General features: G+C 66.7%; 18 protein-coding genes and 1 riboswitch. Of the genes, 14 read left to right on the top strand and 4 right to left on the bottom strand.

Annotated elements, in window-relative coordinates; translation table 11 throughout:
• Positions 1-45: 45 nt before the first annotated feature.
• The 7 genes from EJO66_RS02025 (at position 46) to cynS (ending at position 6,257) form a co-directional block, all read left to right on the top strand.
• On the top strand, positions 46-468 hold the full coding sequence (locus tag EJO66_RS02025) for a nuclear transport factor 2 family protein (RefSeq protein ID WP_124957264.1): 423 nt from the start codon (positions 46-48) through the stop codon (positions 466-468).
• A 37-nt stretch (positions 469-505) separates the two neighbouring features.
• Positions 506-1,693 carry a sensor histidine kinase gene (locus EJO66_RS02020; protein ID WP_124957263.1) on the top strand — a complete coding sequence of 396 codons (1,188 nt, stop codon included), beginning with the start codon at positions 506-508 and terminating at the stop codon, positions 1,691-1,693.
• A gap of 165 nt (positions 1,694-1,858) precedes the next feature.
• Entirely contained in the window at positions 1,859-2,530 is a 672-nt protein-coding gene (locus tag EJO66_RS02015; protein WP_124957262.1) for a response regulator transcription factor, read from the top strand.
• 149 nt (positions 2,531-2,679) lie between these two features.
• A complete protein-coding gene (locus EJO66_RS02010; protein ID WP_124957261.1) occupies positions 2,680-4,035 on the top strand; it encodes a CmpA/NrtA family ABC transporter substrate-binding protein in 1,356 nt (451 codons plus the stop codon).
• Between the two features lie 3 nt (positions 4,036-4,038).
• Positions 4,039-4,911 (top strand): nitrate ABC transporter permease, encoded by an 873-nt coding sequence (gene ntrB / locus EJO66_RS02005; protein WP_125964541.1) that lies wholly within the window; start codon positions 4,039-4,041, stop codon positions 4,909-4,911.
• 22 nt (positions 4,912-4,933) lie between these two features.
• Positions 4,934-5,761: an ABC transporter ATP-binding protein gene (locus EJO66_RS02000; RefSeq protein WP_124957259.1), complete on the top strand. Its 828-nt coding sequence runs from the start codon at positions 4,934-4,936 to the stop codon at positions 5,759-5,761.
• Between the two features lie 52 nt (positions 5,762-5,813).
• Positions 5,814-6,257: a cyanase gene (cynS, locus tag EJO66_RS01995; protein ID WP_047784436.1), complete on the top strand. Its 444-nt coding sequence runs from the start codon at positions 5,814-5,816 to the stop codon at positions 6,255-6,257.
• A gap of 9 nt (positions 6,258-6,266) precedes the next feature.
• Here cynS and EJO66_RS01990 read toward each other — a convergent pair whose 3' ends face one another.
• Together EJO66_RS01990 and EJO66_RS01985 are read right to left on the bottom strand one after the other, a co-directional pair.
• Positions 6,267-7,019, bottom strand: a complete 753-nt coding sequence (locus tag EJO66_RS01990) for an SDR family oxidoreductase (RefSeq protein WP_125964540.1) — start codon at positions 7,017-7,019, stop codon at positions 6,267-6,269.
• A gap of 88 nt (positions 7,020-7,107) precedes the next feature.
• Positions 7,108-8,571, bottom strand: coding sequence for an aminotransferase-like domain-containing protein (locus tag EJO66_RS01985; RefSeq protein WP_124957257.1), 1,464 nt, complete (start codon positions 8,569-8,571; stop codon positions 7,108-7,110).
• Positions 8,572-8,705: 134 nt separating this feature from the next.
• On the opposite strand from EJO66_RS01985, the gene EJO66_RS01980 reads away from it, so the two are divergent.
• The gene (locus tag EJO66_RS01980; RefSeq protein ID WP_124957256.1) at positions 8,706-9,854 is read left to right on the top strand and encodes a pyridoxal phosphate-dependent aminotransferase; all 1,149 of its coding nucleotides are present in this window, start codon (positions 8,706-8,708) and stop codon (positions 9,852-9,854) included.
• Here EJO66_RS01980 and EJO66_RS01975 read toward each other — a convergent pair.
• Both EJO66_RS01975 and EJO66_RS01970 read right to left on the bottom strand, forming a co-directional pair.
• Positions 9,844-10,857, bottom strand: coding sequence for a serine hydrolase domain-containing protein (locus EJO66_RS01975; RefSeq protein WP_124957255.1), 1,014 nt, complete (start codon positions 10,855-10,857; stop codon positions 9,844-9,846). The genes EJO66_RS01980 and EJO66_RS01975 overlap by 11 nt on opposite strands.
• Positions 10,858-10,881: 24 nt before the next feature.
• Positions 10,882-11,472: an NADPH-dependent FMN reductase gene (locus tag EJO66_RS01970; RefSeq protein ID WP_124957254.1), complete on the bottom strand. Its 591-nt coding sequence runs from the start codon at positions 11,470-11,472 to the stop codon at positions 10,882-10,884.
• Positions 11,473-11,584: 112 nt separating this feature from the next.
• On the opposite strand from EJO66_RS01970, the gene EJO66_RS01965 reads away from it, so the two are divergent.
• The 6 genes from EJO66_RS01965 to EJO66_RS01940 all read left to right on the top strand — a co-directional run bounded on the left by EJO66_RS01965 (position 11,585) and on the right by EJO66_RS01940 (position 19,511).
• Positions 11,585-12,379 (top strand): hypothetical protein, encoded by a 795-nt coding sequence (locus EJO66_RS01965; RefSeq protein ID WP_125964539.1) that lies wholly within the window; start codon positions 11,585-11,587, stop codon positions 12,377-12,379.
• A gap of 129 nt (positions 12,380-12,508) precedes the next feature.
• A riboswitch (glycine riboswitch) is annotated at positions 12,509-12,640 on the top strand.
• A 180-nt stretch (positions 12,641-12,820) separates the two neighbouring features.
• Positions 12,821-14,410 (top strand): ABC transporter substrate-binding protein, encoded by a 1,590-nt coding sequence (locus tag EJO66_RS01960; protein WP_124957252.1) that lies wholly within the window; start codon positions 12,821-12,823, stop codon positions 14,408-14,410.
• Positions 14,411-14,431: 21 nt separating this feature from the next.
• Positions 14,432-15,373, top strand: a complete 942-nt coding sequence (locus EJO66_RS01955) for an ABC transporter permease (protein ID WP_125964538.1) — start codon at positions 14,432-14,434, stop codon at positions 15,371-15,373.
• A 26-nt stretch (positions 15,374-15,399) separates the two neighbouring features.
• Positions 15,400-16,347: an ABC transporter permease gene (locus EJO66_RS01950; protein WP_206168822.1), complete on the top strand. Its 948-nt coding sequence runs from the start codon at positions 15,400-15,402 to the stop codon at positions 16,345-16,347.
• A 2-nt stretch (positions 16,348-16,349) separates the two neighbouring features.
• Entirely contained in the window at positions 16,350-17,966 is a 1,617-nt protein-coding gene (locus EJO66_RS01945; protein WP_164547760.1) for a dipeptide ABC transporter ATP-binding protein, read from the top strand.
• 42 nt (positions 17,967-18,008) lie between these two features.
• Positions 18,009-19,511, top strand: a complete 1,503-nt coding sequence (locus EJO66_RS01940; RefSeq protein WP_125964537.1) for a M81 family metallopeptidase — start codon at positions 18,009-18,011, stop codon at positions 19,509-19,511.
• The last annotated feature ends 9 nt before the right edge of the window (positions 19,512-19,520 follow it).

The following is a 19,520-nucleotide window of genomic DNA, read 5'->3' as shown; positions in this document are numbered from 1 at the left end:
TTCGCCATTTCCTCCCTTCACCTTCACCTTCTACGAAAGACCGCCATGGAATCCCGCCCCCCGCTGCCTCCCTTCACCCTGGAAACCGCGACGAAGAAGGTGCAGGCCGCCGAAGACGCCTGGAACACGCGCGACCCGGTTCGCGTGAGCCTGGCCTACACGCCCGACACCGAATGGCGCAACCGCGCCGACTTCGTCAACGGCCGCGAGCAGGTGGTGCAATTCCTCACCCGCAAGTGGGAGCGCGAGCACGACTACCGCCTGAAGAAGTCGCTCTGGGCCTTTATGGACAACCGCATCGCGGTGCGCTTCGAGTACGAATGGCACGACGCGGCGGGGCAGTGGTTCCGCAGCCACGGCAACGAGAACTGGGAGTTCGCCGAGAACGGCCTGATGCAGCGGCGCTACGCGAGCATCAACGACCAGCCCATTGCCGAGTCGGAGCGCAAGTTCCGCTGGGAGCGCTGACCGGTCTCCGGGCACGGGTGTTGCTTGCTTTTGGTGCATGGAAACGCCCGTACTGAACCCCACCGCCAGCCATCCGCTCTGGCAGCACCAATTGGGGTTGCTGCTCGAGTCGACCGGCGAAGGCATCTTCGGCATCGACCTCGACGGCCATTGCATGTTCATCAACCGGGCCGGCGCGCAGATGCTGGGCCACGAGGCGCGCGACGTGATCGGCAGCAACATGCACGAGCTCACGCACCATTCGCACCCCGACGGCTCGCACTACGCCGACACGGACTGCCCCATCTTCAACGCCTTTCGCCGTGGGCTGCCGTGCCGCATCGACACCGAGGTCTTCTGGCGCCGCGACGGCAGTGCCTTCGCGGTGGAGTATTCGAGCCATCCCATCATGGATGGCGCGCAGGTGCGCGGCGCCGTCATCACCTTTGTCGACATCACCGAGCGCCGCCGCCAGGCCGAGGCGCTGCAGCAGGCCAAGGACGAACTCGGCCTGCGCGTGCAGGAGCGCACGCGCGAGCTGAGCGACGCGCTGGTGCAGCTGCGCGAACTCTCGGCCTGGCTCGACAAGGTGCGCGAAGACGAACGCACGCGCATCGCACGCGAGGTGCACGACGAGCTCGGCAGCCTGCTGGTGGCGCTCAAGATGGACGTCAACTGGATCGGCAAGCGCCTGGGCGAGCAGCAGGAGCGCACGCCCGATGCGGCAGAGGCCATGCGTGGCCAGATGCGCAGCAAGTGCAGCAACATGAGCCAGCTGATCGAGCGCGCGGTCGACAACGTGGGCCGCATCATCACCGACCTGCGCCCCAGCATCCTCGACCACCAGGGCCTGTGGGCGGCGCTCGAATGGCAGGCGCACGAGTTCGTGCAGTCGGCCGAACTGGCGCTGCAATGGCATTTCGACGTGCCCGCGGGCGTGGAGCTGCCCGAGCCCGCGGCCATTGCGGTGTTCCGGATCTTCCAGGAGATGCTCAGCAACGTGGGCCGCCACGCGAAGGCGCGCAGCCTCGACATCCGCATCGGCGTCGAAGACACGCAACTGAGCATCAGCGTGCGCGACGACGGCGTGGGCGCGCCGATGCAGGCCTTCGAGGCCGCCACCTCCTATGGGGTGCTCGGCATGCGGGAGCGTGCGCGCCACTTCGGCGGGCGCATCGATATCGACAGCCGCGTGGGCGAGGGCAGCATCTTTTGCCTGCATCTGCCGCTGTTGGTGGATGCATGAGCTTTCTTTGCGTCGCTTTGTGTTTGAGGCTATTTGTTCAGGGCGCGCTCCCGCCGCCGGGGGACATTCGCGGAGGGGAGTACCCGGTGGCCTGTGCACGCGCCCTGAACAAAAAGCGCCAAGAACACAGACAATCCGCCACCCACCCCTCATCGCGTCATTGAAATGAACGACGACATCCGCGTGCTCATCGCCGACGACCACCGAATCGTGCGCGAAGGCCTGAAGCAGATGCTCGGCGACCTCTCCAACGGCCTGCCCTCGATGACCGTGCGCGCCGAAGCCCAGACCGGCCCCGAGGTGCTCGCCGCTGTACAGGAGCTCGGCGGCCCCGATGGTCTCGACGTGGTGCTGCTCGACATCGCGCTGCCGGGACGCGACGGGCTCGACGTCTTGCAGGCGTTGCGAAAGGACTGGCCCACGCTCCCGGTGCTGATGCTCAGCACCTACCCCGAGAAGCAGTACGCCGTGCGCTGCATCAAGCTCGGCGCCTCGGGCTACCTCAACAAGAGCGCCGATGCCGACGACATGGTGGGTGCCGTGCGCAAGGTGGCCGCCGGCGGTCTCTATGTGTCGGCGGCCACGGCCGAAGCGCTGGCCGCCGCCGTGGGCCGAAACGTGGGACAGGGCCCCGAGCAGCTCTCGCATCGCGAGCACCAGGTGTACCGCCTGCTCAGTACCGGGCACAGCGTGAGCGAAATTGGTGCGCAGCTCGGCCTCGCATCCAACACCGTGAGCACTTATCGCGCGCGCATCCTCGAAAAGACCGGCACCAAGAACGACGTCGAGCTTGCGCTGTATGCCGAGCGCCACGGCAAGGCCGCCCCCGCGGCCTGAAAACTCAGGCGGTGGGCACCGCCTTGTAGTGCCAGCCCTACAAGGCCTCGACAAGCGCGGCACGATCTGCGGCCCCCGGGCCTTTGGGCCTCGCTTCCGGCCCGGGGCTTGCATCGTGGCAGGCATCTTTTCACCGAGGTGCATCCACCATGTCCAGCCCATCCGATTCGACCGCCTGCGATCTCTACGACGCCGACCGGCCACTGAACATGCGCTGCGCCTGCGGCCGCAACCATGGCCGTGGGGCAGAGATCGAAGTCAGCCCCGACGACAAGCTCGAAGCCAGCCTCATGAAAGCGCTGTTCCCGGTCGACAGCGTGCGCCGCGGCTTCCTGCGCGCCGTGGGCGCCAACACCGCGCGCGCCGCCATTGCCTCGGTGCTGCCACTGGGCACGTTGCAGGCCATGGCGCAGGACAAGGCCCCGCTCGAAAAGACCAATCTCAAGATCGGCTTCATTCCGATCACCTGCGCCACGCCGCTCATCATGGCGCACCCGCTGGGCTTCTATCAGAAGCAGGGGCTCAACGTCGAGGTGGTCAAGACTGCGGGATGGGCGCTCATCCGCGACAAGATGCTCAACAAGGAATACGACGCCACGCATTTCCTGTCGCCCATGCCGCTCGCCATTTCGATGGGCGCGGGCTCCAACCAGGTGGCGATGAACGTTGCCACCATCCAGAACACCAACGGCCAGGCCATCACGCTGGCCAACAAGCACAAGGACAAGCGCGACCCGAAGATGTGGAAGGGCATGAAGTTTGCCGTTCCCTTCGAGTACAGCATGCACAACTTCCTGCTGCGCTATTACGTGGCCGAGGCTGGCCTGAACCCCGACACCGACATCCAGATCCGCGTGGTGCCGCCGCCCGAGATGGTGGCCAACCTGCGCGCAGGCAACATCGACGGCTACCTGGGCCCCGACCCCTTCAACCAGCGCGCCGTGTTCGAGGAAATCGGCTTCCTGCACCTGCTGACGCGCGACCTGTGGAACGGCCATCCCTGCTGTGCGTTCGGCACCTCGGCCGAATTCATCGAGAAGAATCCCAACACCTTTGCCGCGCTGGTGCGCTCGGTGCTCACCGCATCGGCCATGGCGCGCGACCCGAAGAACCGCGAACTCGTCGCCAAGGTGATTGCGCCTGCACAGTACCTGAACCAGCCCGAGACCGTGATCAGCCAGGTGCTCACAGGCAAGTTTGCCGATGGCCTCGGCAACATCCGCACCGTGCCCGACCGCGCCGACTTCGATCCGATCCCGTGGCAGTCGATGGCCGTGTGGATGCTCACGCAGATGAAGCGCTGGGGCTATGTGAAGGGCGACGTCAACTACAGGCAGATTGCCGAGAAGGTGTTCCTGCTGACCGATGCGAAGAAGCGGATGAAGGAGCTTGGGCAGGCCGCGCCCGAAGGTGCATACCCCAAGTTCACCATCATGGGCAAGGTGTTCGACCCCGCGAAGCCCGACGACTACGTCAAGAGCTTTGCCATCAGCAAGATGGCCTGAACCATGCGCGGCAAGAAAACCGCCCTTTCACTGAAAGCGGCGCTGGTGTCGCTATTCGTGTTCCTGCTGCTGCTCGGCGCGTGGCAGCTGGCCACCCTGCCCACCGCGGGCACTGGTGCCGCCGCGGGGATGACCGCGGAGCAGATCGAATACCAGAAGATGCTCGGCAAGGATCCGGGCGGGCAGGTCAAGAGCTCGGGCTTTCCCACGCCGGCGGAAATGGCCGTGACGGCCTGGAAGCATCTCTCGAACCCTTTCTACGACAACGGGCCCAACGACAAGGGCATTGCCATCCAGCTGGCGTATTCGCTCGCCCGCGTGGGGTTGGGCTTTCTGCTGGCCTGCGTGGTGGCGGTGCCGCTCGGCTTCGTGATCGGCATGTCGCCGCTGCTGCAAAAGGCCTTCGATCCGTTCATCCAGGTGCTCAAGCCCATTTCTCCGCTGGCGTGGATGCCGCTTGCGCTCTACACCATCAAGGATTCGTCGGTCAGCGGCATCTTCGTGATCTTCATCTGCTCGGTGTGGCCGATGCTGCTGAACACCGCCTTTGGCGTGGCCTCGGTCAAGCGCGAATGGCTCAACGTGGCCAGCACGCTCGAAGTGAAGCCGCTGCGCCGCGCGTTCCGCGTGGTCCTGCCGGCAGCCGCGCCCACCATTCTCACGGGCATGCGCATCAGCATGAGCATCGCGTGGCTGGTCATCGTGGCGGCCGAGATGCTGGTGGGCGGCACGGGCATCGGCTACTTCGTCTGGAACGAATGGAACAACCTCTCGCTCACCAACGTGATCTTCGCGATCCTGGTGATCGGCATCGTCGGCATGCTGCTCGACCAGGCCTTCGCGGGCCTGCAGCGGAAGGTGACCTATGTGGAGTGATCGATCGGCACGAGGCGCCCCCATGACAACTGCTCCCGCCCCGCGGACCGCCACCAGCGGCTTCCTGCGCATCGAGGGCCTGGCCAAGGCCTTCGTGCCGGCGCGGCCGGTGTTCGCGGACGTGTCGTTCACGCTCGACCGCGGCGAGTTCGTCTGCATCATCGGCCACTCGGGCTGCGGCAAGACCACCATTCTCAACGTGCTGGCGGGCCTGGACCAGGCGAGCGCCGGCCATGTGTTCATGGACGGCCGCGAAGTGGCCGGCCCGAGCCTGGAGCGCGGCGTGGTGTTCCAGAGCCATGCGTTGATGCCATGGCTCACGGTGCGCAGGAACATCGCCTTCGCGGTGGCCTCGCGCTGGCCCGACTGGCCGGCCACGCAGGTCAACACGCAGGTGGAGCGCTTCGTGGCCATGGTGGGCCTCGAGGCCGCCATCGACAAGAAGCCCGCGCAGCTCTCGGGCGGCATGAAGCAGCGCGTGGGCATTGCGCGCGCCTTTGCCATCCAGCCCAAGATGCTGCTGCTCGACGAGCCCTTCGGCGCGCTTGATGCGCTCACGCGCGGCACCATCCAGGACGAGCTCATGGCCATCGTGCGCCAGACGCAGCAGACCGTCTTCATGATCACGCACGACGTGGACGAGGCGATTCTGCTGGCCGACCGCATCCTGCTGATGACCAACGGCACCGACCAGCCTGGTGGAAGCTGGCGCCCCGGCAATATCGTCGAGACCGTGGTCAACCCGCTGCCGCGCGAACGCACGCGCGCCTCGCTGCACCACCAGGGTGGCTACTACGCGCTGCGCAACCACATCGTCGATTTCCTCGTCACGCGCGCCAAGGCGTCGTGACTCTTTCTTCATTTTTCTTCTTCATCATCATTTCAATCAGGAGCAAACCCGCATGAACCGCAACGACGTCACCGAGAAGATCATCACCGTGAAGGTGTCCAAGGGCATCCAATGGGCCGACGTGGCGAAGAAGGTCGGCCTCTCGAAGGAGTGGACGACCGCTGCCTGTCTTGGCCAGATGACGCTCGACGACAAGCAGGCCAAGGTCATCGGAAAGATCTTCGGCCTGACCGTGGAAGAGCAGAAGTGGCTCCAGGTGGTGCCCTACAAGGGCTCGCTGCCCACGCCTGTGCCGACCGATCCGCTCATCTACCGCTGGTACGAGGTGGTGAGCGTGTACGGCACCACCATCAAGGAACTGATCCACGAAGAGTTCGGCGACGGCATCATGAGCGCCATCGACTTCAGCATGGACATCCAGCGCCAGGCCGACCCCAAGGGCGACCGTGTCAACGTGGTGCTCTCGGGCAAGTTCCTGCCCTACAAGACCTACTGACGCTGCGCCTCAGAACGCCGCGTGCTCGGCCGGTCTCGGCCGCCGTGCCGGGCGCCGCGGGGCCGAGATGCTGCCGCCCTCGATGGCGCCCGCAATCGAGCGGGCCACGGCTTCCGCGGGCACCACGATGCGCCGCCGCGTGACCATGCGCTCGAAGCTGCTGCAGGCTGCGATGCGATCGGCCAGCGTGCGGTCTGCCTCGCTCACGTCGGGGCGCACCACCGTCACGCGCACCTTGCCCGCATGCTCCTGCCGCAGGCCTTCGGAGATGGCGTCCACCGCGTACTGCGTGCCGCAATACACGGCCGAGTTCGGCGAAACGCCCTGCGCGGGCACCGGCGCCACGTTGACGATGTGGCCCCAGCCCTGTTCCTGCATCGTCGGCAGCACCGCCGCAATGCCCAGCAGCACGCCGCGCAGGTTGACGTCGAGCATCAGCTCCCATTCGTCGACCTTGCGTGCCCACAGCGGCGACAGCGGCATCACGCCCGCTGCGTTCACCAGCACGTCGATGCGGTCGTGCGTTTCGAGTGCGAATTCGGCAAATGCTTCCACGTCGGGCCGGTAGGTGACGTCGAGCCGCTGGAAGCTCGCGCTGCCGCCCGCGGCGGTGATTTCTTCGGCCAGCGCTTCGAGCCGGTCGGTGCGGCGCGCGCCGAGCACCACCTTGGCGCCGCGCCGCGCCAGGAGCCGCGCGGCCGCCGCGCCGATGCCACCACTTGCGCCCGTGATGAGGACGACTTTTTCCTGGATTGCGCTCATGAGACTCTCCTCGTGCGATGGGTGTGGACCATGGCGCAACGCTGCGCCGGGCATGGAGGCAAGTCTCTCGCGGATGGGGCTCCGGGCGTTATCCGGATCGAACAAGCTTCTTGCCTGATCCTGCAAGACCTGCGCCCCGGCCCGCCATGGCGCCGAGCGTGCGCAGGCCCTTCTCGATGCGCGCGTCCCAGCCGTGGCCACCGCTCAGGCGCAGGCAGTGGGCGTACTTGCCGCTGGCCGAGAACACAACGCCGGGCGCAAAGCAGATGCCTTTTTCGAGCGCCTGCGAAAACAGGAGCCGCGTGTCCGCAGGCTCGGGCAGCTCGACCCACAGCACGAAGTTGCCCGCCGGCCTCGACACCTTGGTGCCCGGCGGGAACGCCTGCTCGATCACGTGCGTCATGCGGGCCAGCGTGTCGGCGAACTCGCGCCGGACGCGGCGCAGGTGGCGGTCGTAGTCGCCGTTCGACAGGAAGGTGGCGAGCGCCACCTGCGTCAGCACCGGCGTCGCAAGGCTGGTGGCGAACTTGGTTTCGAGCACCCGGGCCATGTGGCGGCGCGTCGCGATCCAGCCGATGCGGTAGCCGGGCGCGAGCGTCTTGGAGAAGGAGCCGCAATAGATGACGTTGTCGTGCGTGTCGAGCGCGCTGAAGGGCGGGGGCCGCTCCTCGCCGAAATGGACGTCGCCGTACACGTCGTCCTCGATCAGCGGCACGCCGTGTTCGGCCAGCAGGCGCAGCACGGCGCGCTTGTTTTCTTCGGGCATGGTGCAGCCGAGCGGATTGCTGAAGCTCGACGCCAGCACGCAGGCGCGCACCTTGCCCGAGGCCACGACCTCGCGCAGCGCATCGACGGCGACGCCGGTGTCGGCATCGGTCGGCAGTTCGACCACCTTCAGCCTTTTTGCGCGCAGCACCTGCAGCAGTCCGAAGTAGGTCGGCGACTCGATGGCGACCGTGTCGCCCGGCTCCGTGACCGCGTCGAGCGCGAGCGCCAGCGCCTCGGTGCAGCCGCAGGTGATAGCGATGTCGTCCGGCGCCAGCACCTGCCCGAAGCGCAGCGCGCGGCGCGCGATCTCCAGCCGCAGCGGCATCTCGCCGTGCGGCGGCGAGTAGGTGTTGCACTGGCTGCCCTTCACGCGGGCCGTGCGGGCCAGCACGAGGTCGAGCCTGGAGGAAGACAGCAGGCGCTGGTTGGGAATGGCGCAGCCGAGCGGCACGAAGGCTTCGTCCGACGCGTGCTTCAGCAGGTCGAGCATGAGGCCCGACAGTTCCACCTTGGCGGGCCGGATCGAATGGCGCGCGGTCGTGGGCACGGGCAGGGCGGGCGGGGCCTTGGCAACGTAGTAGCCGGACTGCGGCCGCACTTCGAGAATGCCGCGGTCTTCGAGCAGGCGGTAGGCCTGCACCGCGGTGCTCAGACTGGTGCGCTGCAGCGTGCTGATCTCGCGCAGCGACGGCGCCCGGGCGCCCGGCTTCAGGGTGCCGCGGCCGGCCAGCGCGGCAACGAAATCGGCGACTTCTTCATAGCGGAACCGGGGAGATTGCGACACGGATCACTCCTGATTGCATGGATGGCACTGCATGCAACTGTACTGCACCTAATTTCAGGAAAGTGTGGCTGTTATCGTCGGTCATGAAACTGCAACATCGGTGTTATCGACAGCAACGAACCAAGCGGCAGTTCATGGCACGGTTTCCCGACAACGAAATCATTTCCCTCGTCAGCAAGGCGCCGCGCTTCGACCTTGCCGAAAGCGTGGGGCCGAGCGTGCGGCTGTCGGAGCTGGTCGACATGGCCTTCGGCGAGGATGCCGATTTTTCGCTGGACTACGGCACGGCGGCCGGCAGCCCCGCCCTGCGCCAGGAAATCGCGAACGAACATGGCGTCGATGCCGACGACGTGGTGGTCACGGTCGGCGGTGCCCACGCGCTGTTCCTGATCGCCTTCACGCTATGCCAGGCGGGCGACGAAGCCGTCGTGGCCGAGCCGGTGTTCCCGTTGGCGCGCAACGCGCTGGCCGCCGTCGGCGCCACCACGCGCGCGCTGCCGCTCGGTTTCGACACCGGCTACCGCATCGACCTGGATGCGCTGCGCAAGCTGCTCTCCCCGAAGACCAAGGTGCTGAGCCTGGCCTCGCCGCAGAATCCGTCGGGCGTCGCGATTCCGGCGCAGACCTTGCGCGAGATCGTGGCAATGCTGGCCGAACATGCGCCGAACGCCTGGCTCGTGATCGACGAGACTTACCGCGAGGCGGCCTACGGCGACGACGCCGCGGCGCCGGGCGCCGCCGGGCTGGGCGACAGGGTGATCTCGGTGTCCTCGCTGTCCAAGTGCCACGGTTCGGCGGGCCTGCGCATAGGCTGGGCCATCACGCGCGACGCGGCGCTGCGCCAGGCGCTGGTCACGGCGAAGTTCAGCACGGTGATCTCCTGCTCGCCGGTCGACGAGGCACTTGCGCTGGCGGTGTTCAGGCAGCGAGACCGGATCATCGGCGAGCGGCGAAAGCTCCTCGCGCAAAACCTGCAGCTCACAGAGAACTGGGTGTCGCGCCACGCCGGCCACATCGAGTGGGTGCGCCCGGATGCCGGGGCGCTGTGCTGCATGCGGCTCAGGCGCGAGCTCTTCGACGCCCCGGCCGTCGAGCGCTTCTATGCCGCGCTGGCCAGGTACAGCACCCGCGTCGCGCCCGGCCCGTGGTTCGGAGACGATCCGCTGGTGTTCCGGCTGGGATTCGGCTTGCCGACGCTCACGCAGCTGGCGATCGCGCTGGAGTGCGTGTCGGTGGCGCTGATGGAGGCTGCGAAGGCCACCGACGCTTTGCTCATTCGCTGACGCCGTCCGCCAGCCAGCGAATCGCTGCATGCGGGGCAGGCAAGGCTTCGCGCGCGAGATCCTCCATCAGGCGCAGCCCGGTGTTGCTGTTGGTGAAAAGAACGACGCCGGACTCCTGCTCGGCGCTGCCCATCACGAATGCCCGGATGCCGGTCATCTTTCCCCACTGAAAGAAGGTGCCGCGGCTGGGCTCGACGCCCCAACCCAGCCCCCAGCCTATGTCTGGCTCGGTGGCTGCGGGTTCGCGGTCCAGGTGAACGATGGCGCCATCCGGCACCATGATGCTCGCGGTGAGCCACTGCTTCCAGGTCGATGGCCTCAACCCCTCGCCCCTGAACACGGCTGCGACAAAGGCGCCGTAGTCGCCAGCCGTGGTCTGGAGCGAGTAGGAGGCGTTCGCGGTCGGTGGCCGATGCGTCTCGAGCCGCTCCTGAGCTTCATGCGGAAAGGCCACGTTGTCGCTGAACCGATCCTGCCACTCGAGGCTCGATGAACGCATCCCGAGCGGCTCGAACACCAGGCGCCGCATCGTCGTCTCCAGTGTTTCGCCAGTTCTTGCTTCGACGGCAGACTGGAGAAAAGTGAATCCCACGCTCGAGTAGCTGAACCGCGAACCAGGATGAAAGTGCATCCGCAGCGGATTCTTGTCGCGCAGGTTCTGCAGGCCGCAGGTATGCGTGAGCACATGGCGAAAGGTGATGAGAGCCGAGGTCGCGTCTCCCGGCACGATCGACCGTTCCGGGGCAAAAAGCGGTTCATCAAGATCGAGCACACCGGCGTCGGCAAGCTGCAGCACAGCGTACGAAACGATCGGTTTGGTGAGGGACGCCGCGCCGAACACGGTCTCGGCATCGACCGGCTCGGCGGCTTCCTTGTCGCGCAGGCCGGCCGCCGCCAGCTCTATCGAGTTCTTCCGCACGTGCGCCATCGAGGCGCCGGTGACGGATCGATCGGCCAACAGGCCTTCAAGCCGCCTTTCCAGCGATGGGTTCGTACGTCGCATGTTCTTTGCTCACTCCGATTCAAGTCAATACGGCGGCGCCTTGCGCGCCCGCTGCGCGCGCGCCGCCTCGGTCCACCAGGACAGGTCGTCGGCGAACCGTCCGAAGGAGCGATCGAGCGATTCGCCTGCGCTGCCGGTGGGCTTGCCGCCGGCATCGAGCGTCTGCGAGATGGGGCCGACCGCCAATGTGCTCGACACGACGACCATGCCCATCTCCGACAGGATCGAATGCCACACGGTGCCGGAGCGAACGCCGGAGAACCGGCCGGCCGAATAGCTCGCGATGGCGGCGGGGCGCCAGAACCATTCCTCGAGGAAGTGGTCGGTCAGGTTCTTCAGGCCGGGCTGCGGGCCCCAGTTGTATTCGCCGGTCACGAAGACGAAGGCATCCGCGCCGCGTATCTTCTGCGCCAGCGCTTCCATGGCCGGGGGCGCGGTGCCTTCGGGGTATTCCTTGTACATGCGGTCGAGGATCGGCAGGCCGACGGCCTTGGCGTCGATCAGCTCGGCCTCGGCACCTCGCGCATTGAGGCCCGCCACCAGGTAGTCCGCCAGCCGAATGCCCATGCGGTCCGACCGGTACGAGCCATAGAACACCAGGATCCTGTCAGCCATCTTTGCTCCGTTCGAGGCCGGGATGGCCGTGGGGCGAAGGCTACAACATCGGCCCGCCCGCGCCGCAATTGGTTGCAGAAACTTCCGTGCGGGCTGGCTACCATGCCGGTCCATGAACCCGCTGCCCATTCTTCGCGCCGCCGCCTCGATGCTCGTCCTGCTGCTCGCCGGGCATGTGGCTGCCGCGCCGTCGGCGCAGCTCTTCGATGCGGTGAAGAAGCCGGAAGCGCTGGATGCGGACTGGCGCGCGCGCTTGTGTGCGCTGTTGCCGCAGCCCTGCGATCCGCAGGCGCTGGGCCTGTACCGGCCGCGCGGCGCCGTGCCGGGCGACTATGCGGTGTTCTCGAGCGAGCCGCTGGCCATGGCGCGCATCAGGCGCGTCGCCGCCACTGGCACCTGGCAGCTGAACCGCTTGCATGACTTCAGCGGCTATGCGGCCGCATCGATGAAGAAGGCGGCGGCCACCGGCATGGCGGGCTCGCGCATTTCCCTCGCGCCGGCGCTCTATCCGCTGGCCGAAGGGCGGTGGGCCGCGGCTGTGCTCCAGACGGTGTCGGAGATGTACTCGGGCGGCGGCGCTTCGTTCAGCAAGGCCGACTTCGTGCCGCTCGAGGACGCGAGCCGGGCCGTGTACGAAGGCATTCCTTTTTCGTGCTCGAAGATGATCCGTGCCTGCTTCAGCGAAAAGGAATACAAGCAATCGAAGCACTGCCACGACGAGAGCAGCGGCAGCCTTCGCATCAGCTACGGCGAAGCTGCGAGTCCGGGTGAAGCCTACAGCTGGCAGTACACCTGGCTGCAGAGCGAATGGCCGCAGAACACGCCCGCCAGCGACATCACCACCACGCGCCTTCACTTCACCGCCAGGACCACCGAAAGGGCGAGCTTCTGCGGCGGGCCGCAGTAGCGCAAGCATTCGAGTGGCACGCATTCTGCTTGGAAGAATGCATCCAGGAGAAATGCCGGCTCGATGCTTCGAGTTAGTGCATTACCGAAGGCGACAGCCCATAACGCTCAGGTCCCAAGACTGGATATCTCGATCAACGCTGGAGAGCGCTGCCCGGAGCCCTGAATAAAAAAGGACTCCGAGGGCAGCCGCCGAAGGGGCAAGCCATGCGCGATGAGCGTGCATGGTGAATCTCTCAGGCCAAAGGACAGCAGGGGCATCTCGCGCAATGCGCGGGGTGGCCTTTGCGCGCTTCCGGAGCCTTCTTCTTCATGACTTCTGTTCGAGCGCACCGCGCGATTTTTCTTCTCCTTCTTCCATCGGAGCTTCCGATGGCGGCCGCGCCGGCACGCCTGATCCGAAGTCCCGTTCCTCACGATTTTTTCAACCGGAGAACCGAAGATGCTGTCGAAAAGAAACCTGAAAGCCGTTGTTGCGGGTGCCATGCTGGCCGCCGCCCTCGCAACAACCAGCGCGTTCGCGCAGGATGCGGGCAAGGTGCTGCGCCTGGTGCCGCAGTCCGACCTCAAGATCCTCGACCCGATCTGGACCACCGCGTTCGTCACGCGCAACCACGGCTATGCCGTGTACGACACGCTCTTCGGCGTGGACGAGCAGGGCAAGGTCAAGCCGCAGATGGTCGACAAGTACGCCACCAGCGCCGATGGCAAGACATGGACCTTCACGCTGCGCAAGAGCCTCGAATTCCATGACGGCAAGCCGGTCACTTCCGACGACGTGCTGGCGTCGCTCAAGCGCTGGGGCCAGCGCGACGGGCTGGGCCAGAAAATGTACGCCGCGCTCGACAAGGCCGAGGCGGTCGACGCCAACAGCTTCAGGCTGGTGTTCAAGGACGGCTTCGGCATGGTGCTCGATGCACTGAGCAAGCCTTCGTCGAATCCGCCGTTCATCATGCCGGCGCGCGTGGCCGCCACGCCGTCCGACAAGCAGATCGACGACGCCACCGGTTCGGGCCCCTACATCTTCAAGAAAGAGGAGTACCGCCCTGGCGAGAAGGTGGTCTACCTGAAGAACACCAGGTACGTGCCGCGCGCCGAGGCGCCTTCGGGCACCGCGGGCGGCAAGAACGTGTACGTCGACCGGATGGAATGGATCATCCTGAAAGACGCGCAGACACAGGCCAATGCGCTCGCGAATGGCGAGGTCGACATGATCGAATGGCTGCCGCCGGAGCAGTACACGGCGCTCAAGAACAACGCCGCCATCACCGTCGACAACCCGATCCCGAAGGGCTCGTTCGCACTGCACCTGAACCACGTCATTCCTCCCTTCGACAACCCGAAGATCGCGCAGGCCGCCATCATGGCCATCAACCAGGAGGCGCTGATGCGCGCCCAGATGGTGCACAAGGAGCTCTACAACAGCTGCGCCTCGGTCTACCCGTGCGGCACGGCGTTCTCCAACGACAAGACCAGCTACTTCACCGGCAAGCCGCAGTTCGAGAAAGCCAAGGCGCTGCTCAAGGAAGCGGGCTATGACGGCAAGCCGGTCGTGCTCATGTATCCGGCCGACTTTGCGCTGCTCAACAAGTTTCCGCCGGTGATGTCGCAGCTGCTGAAGCAGGCCGGCTTCAACGTCGACATGCAGTCGATGGACTGGCCCACGCTGGTCACGCGCCGCGCCAGGAAGGATCCCGTCGACAAGGGCGGCTGGAACCTCTTCATCACCGGCTGGGGCATTGCCGACAACATGAACCCGATGTTCTACGCGCCGCTCACGGGCAACGGCGAGAAGGGCTGGTTCGGCTGGGCCACCGATGACAAGCTCGAGCAGCTGAAGTCCGAATTCCTCGCGAGCGCGGACGAGCCCAAGCGCAAGGACCTGGCCACGGCCATCCAGCAACGCGTGTACGACACCGGCATCTACGCGCCGATCGGCGAATACAAGCCGCTCACGGCCTACCGCAAGGGCGTGGTGAGCGGCGTGGTGCGCTCGCCGGTCAACGTGTTCTGGAACATCAAGAAGAGCTGAGCGCGCTCCTTCGCAAAATCCATGCTGATCTTTCTTGCGCGCCGCATCCTGACGACCGTGCCGGTGCTCGTCATCGTCGCGTTGATCGTGTTCCTGATGCTCCGGCTGGCGCCCGGCGATCCGGCCGCCGCCATCGTGGGCGACAGCGGCACCAGCGAGAACATCGCCAAGGTGCGGGGCCAGCTGGGGCTGAACGATTCGCTGCCCACGCAGTTCCTGCGCTGGAGCGGGCAGTTGCTGCAGGGCAACCTGGGCGAGTCCTACTTCATGAAGAAGACGGTGGTGGAACTCATCGGGCAGCGCATCGAGCCGACGGTTTCGCTGGCGGCAGTGACGCTGGTGGTCACCATCCTCATCGCGGTGCCGCTGGGTGTGGTGGCCGCCTGGCGCCATGGCGGCTGGCTCGACCGCATGCTCATGGGCTTCTCGGTCATGGGTTTTTCGATACCGGCCTTCGTGATCGGCTACGTGCTCATCTGGATCTTCGCGCTGCACCTGCAGCTGCTGCCGGTGCAGGGCTACTCGCGGCTCGGCCAGGGGCCGTGGCTCTGGATCAAGCACCTGATCCTGCCGTCGATCACGCTGTCGATCATCTACGTGGCGCTGATTGCACGCGTCACGCGCGCGGCCGTGGCCGAGGCCATGACCGAAGACTACATCCGCACCGCGCGCGCCAAGGGCATGTCGGAGAAGCGGGTGCTGATGCGGCATGCGCTGGCCAATGCGGCGATTCCGATCGTCACGGTGATCGGCATCGGCATTGCGCTGCTGATCGGCGGTGTGGTCGTCACAGAAACCGTGTTCGCGATTCCGGGCCTCGGGCAGCTCACGGTCGATGCGGTGCTGTCGCGCGACTTTCCGCTGATACAGGGCATCACGCTGTTCTTTTCCGTCGTCTACGTGCTCATCAACCTGCTGATCGACCTGAGCTACCTGGTGTTCGATCCCCGCATCCGCTATTGAGGCGCAAGAAGAAAGAAGAAAACACGATGACCGATTCGCTCGCCCCGGCGATGATTCCTGTCGAAGCCATCGCCGAGCCGCTGCCGCCGCCCCGGCGGCGCTCGCTGCTCAAGCGCATCCTGGCCGACTGGTCGGTGCGCGCGGGCGGCGGCGTGCTGCTGCTGCTGGTGTTCGTGTCGCTGGCGGCGCCATGGCTCGGCACCATCGACCCCACGGCCATCGACCCCGGCAGCGGCAACCTCATGCCGGGCACGCGCGGCGAGTTCAACAGCCTCGCGGGCGACACCTTCGAGCACCTGTTCGTCATGGGCACCGACAGCCTGGGACGCGACATCTGGAGCCGTACGCTCTACGGCGCGCGCGTTTCGCTGACCGTGGGCGTGGCGGTGGCCGCGCTGGCGGTGGTGTTCGGCATGCTCGTCGGCCTCCTGGGCGGCTACTTCCGCCGGCTCGACAGCGCCATCATGCGGCTGATGGACGGCGTGATGGCCATCCCCGGCATCCTGTTCGCGATCAGCCTGGTGGCGCTGTTCGGCGGCAAGCTGCTCACCGTGGTGGTGGCCATTGCGGTGCCGGAGATCCCGCGCGTGGCGCGCCTCGTGCGCTCGGTGGTGCTCACGGTGCGCGAGGAGCCTTATGTGGAAGCCGCCATTGCGCTCGACACGCCGACATGGAAGATCCTCGTGCGCCACATCCTGCCGAATGCGATTGCGCCGCTGATCATCCAGGCGACCTACGTGTGCGCCTCGGCCATCCTGGTGGAGGCCATCCTGTCGTTCCTCGGCGTGGGGCTGCCGGCCGACATGGCGACCTGGGGCAACATCATGGCCGAGGGCAGGGCGCAGTTCAACCAGTTCCCGCACAACGTGCTGTTCCCCGGCATCTTCCTGGCGCTGACGGTGCTCGCAGTGAACATCCTCGGCGACGGGCTGCGCGACACGCTCGATCCCAAGTTCAACAAGCGCGGGGGCTGAACATGGCGCAGGCACCTGTTCTTTCCGTTCGCGACCTGGCCATTGCGCTGCCGCGCGGCGGCGACCGGCCGCATGCGGTCGACAAGATCTCCTTCGACGTGCCGCCCGGCAGGATCGTCTGCCTGCTCGGCGAGTCGGGTTCGGGCAAGTCGGTCATCGCCAATGCGGTGATGGGGCTGCTGCCTTCGGGCCTCGTGCCGGTGCGCGGCGCCATCGAACTGCAGGGCGAGAACCTGCTGGCCGCAACGCCTTCCCGCCTGCGCCAGCTGCGCGGGCCATCGATGGCCATGGTGTTCCAGGAACCGATGACCGCGCTCAACCCCGTGATGACCTGCGGCGCGCAGGTCGACGAAATGCTGGCCCAGCATGTGCAGATGGGCGCGGCCGAGCGGCGCGCAAAGATCATCGCCATCATGGAACGCGTGCGGCTGCCCGAGCCCGAGCGCATCTACGCTTCCTATCCGCACCAGCTGTCGGGTGGGCAGCGCCAGCGCATCGTGATTGCGATGGCGCTCATCCTGAAGCCCGTGCTGCTGATCTGCGACGAGCCGACCACCGCGCTCGACGTGACCACGCAGGCCGAGATACTGCGGCTCATCCTCGAGCTGCAGACCGAGAACGGCACGGCCGTGCTCTTCATCACGCACGACTTCGGCGTGGTGGCCGAGATCGCCGACGAAGTGGTGGTGCTGGAGCTGGGCGCCATGATCGAGAAGGGCGGCAAGATGGCGGTGCTCACGGCGCCGCGCGAGCCCTACACCAGGATGCTGCTCGACGCGGTGCCCGAGCTTTCGCCGCCCCGGCGCCCGCCGGTGCCCGACGCCTATCCGCTGCTCAATGCGGTGAACATCTGCAAGACCTACATCACGGGCAGCTGGCCCGGCAAGCGCCGCACGGTGGATGCGGCGCGCAATGTGTCGCTCGAAGTGCGGCCCGGTGAAACCGTGGGCATCGTCGGCGAGTCGGGTTCGGGCAAGTCGACGGTGGCGCGCTGCATCGCGCGGTTGATCGACCCGAGCTCGGGCGACATCTTTGCCGACGGCCGTTCGGTGGCGCATGCGAGGGGTCGCGCTCTCTCGCCGTTCCGGCGCACGGTGCAGGTGATTTTCCAGGACCCGTACCGCTCGCTGAATCCGCGCCAGACGGTGGGCGCCTCGATCATCGAGGGCCCGGTCAACTTCGGCATGCCGCACGACCAGGCCTGGGCGCGCGCCGAAGAACTGATGCGGCTGGTGCGCCTGTCGCCCGATGCGCTGCGCCGCTACCCCAGCGAGTTCTCGGGCGGGCAGCGCCAGCGCATCTCGATTGCGCGCGCGCTGGCCTGCGATCCCAAGGTGCTGATTGCCGACGAGGCCGTGTCTGCGCTCGACGTCTCGGTGCAGGCGCAGATCCTTCGCCTGCTCGACGAAATCCAGCAGCGGCTGAAGATCGGCATTCTCTTCATCACGCACGACCTGCGCGTGGCCAGCCAGATCTGCGACAGCGTGCTGGTCATGAGCCAGGGCGAGATCGTGGAGCGCGGTTCGGTGCGCGATGTGTTCTTCGCCCCCCGCCACGACTACACGCGCAAACTGCTGGCTGCGGCGCCCGGGCGCGACTTTGCCTTTGCGCGCAGCTGAAAGCTCTTCGTTCCCGCGTTCAAGAGAAAAGAAAAGGATTCCATGAAAGTCTTCATCGCCGGTTTCCAGCACGAGACCAACACCTTCGCGCCGAGCAAGGCGGACTGGGCCGCGTTCAATGCGGGTTCGACCTTCCCGCCGTACCGGCGCGGCGCCGCGATCGTCGAGGCCTACGCGGGCAGGAACATTCCCGTGGGCGGCTTCATCGACGCGGCGCGCGAGAAGGGCTGGTCGCTCGTGCCGTCGGCCTGGGCCGGCGCCACGCCCTCGGCCCATGTGACCGAGGACGCGTTCGAGCGCATCTCGGCCGCCATCACCGAAGACCTGGCTGCCGCGCTGGCCGAGGGCGGCATCGACGCGGTCTATCTCGACCTGCACGGCGCAGCCGTGACCGAGCACCTCGAAGACCCCGAAGGCGAACTGATCGCGCGCATCCGCATGCTCGTGGGGCCGGACGTGCCGATCGTCGCGAGCCTGGACCTGCACGGCAACATCACGGGCCGGATGCTGGCCGAGGCCGATGCGCTGGCCACCTACCGCACCTATCCGCACGTCGACATGGCCGACACGGGCCGGCTCGCCGCCAGGCTGCTGGAACGCCGCATCGCGCGCGGCTCGCGCGAGCCGCTGCATGCGCGGCGGCTCGGCTTCCTGCTGCCGCTCAACGTGCAGTCGACCATGATCGAGCCGGCCGCATCCGTGTACCGGCTGCTCGGCGAACTCGACGCCAGGCACGATGCGGTGCTGAGCTTTGCCACCGGCTTCCCGGCCGCCGACATCGCCGAGTGCGGCCCGGTCGTGTGGGGCTATGGCGACGATGCCGGCGCGGCCGTGGCCACGCTGTACGAGCGCATCGACCAGCCGCGCGCGCAATGGCGGCTCGACGTGCTGGAGCCGCGCGCGGCGGTTGCGCAGGCCATGGCGCTGGCCGCGGACGCGAGCAAGCCGGTGGTCATCGCCGACACGCAGGACAACCCCGGCGCGGGCGCCGACAGCAACACCACCGGCATGCTGCATGCGCTGCTGGCCGAGGGCGCGGGCAAGCGCTACCCGGGTCAGGTCGCGCTGGGGCTGATGTTCGATCCTGGCGCGGCCGCGGCGGCGCACGAGGCCGGCGTGGGCGCGCAGATCCGCATCGCGCTCGGCACCTCGGTGCCGACGTGGGGCGGCCGGTTCAGCGATGCGCCCGTGCAAGGCCTTTTCACCGTGCGCGCGCTCAGCGACGGGCAGGTCCACGGCAAGGGGCCGATGTCGCGCGGCGGCGTGGTGTCGCTCGGCCAGAGCGCCTGTCTGGAGATCGACGGCGTGCGCATTGCCGTGGCCAGCGGCAAGAGCCAGATGCTCGACCGCGAGTTCTTCCGCTACCTGGGCATCGAGCCCGAGGCGATGAAGCTGCTGGTCAACAAGAGCTCGGTGCACTTTCGCGCCGACTTCGCACCCATTGCGAGCCACATCCTCGTGGCCAAGGCGCCCGGTCCGATGGCCGCCGACCCGGCCGACCTGCCGTGGACCCGCTTGCCTGCCACCATGGCGCTGCAGCCCTGAGCGAACCGA

Source organism: Variovorax beijingensis (assembly GCF_003951285.1).
In the GTDB taxonomy this organism is placed as follows: domain Bacteria; phylum Pseudomonadota; class Gammaproteobacteria; order Burkholderiales; family Burkholderiaceae_C; genus Variovorax; species Variovorax beijingensis.
This window is presented reverse-complemented; position numbering and strand designations above follow the sequence as displayed.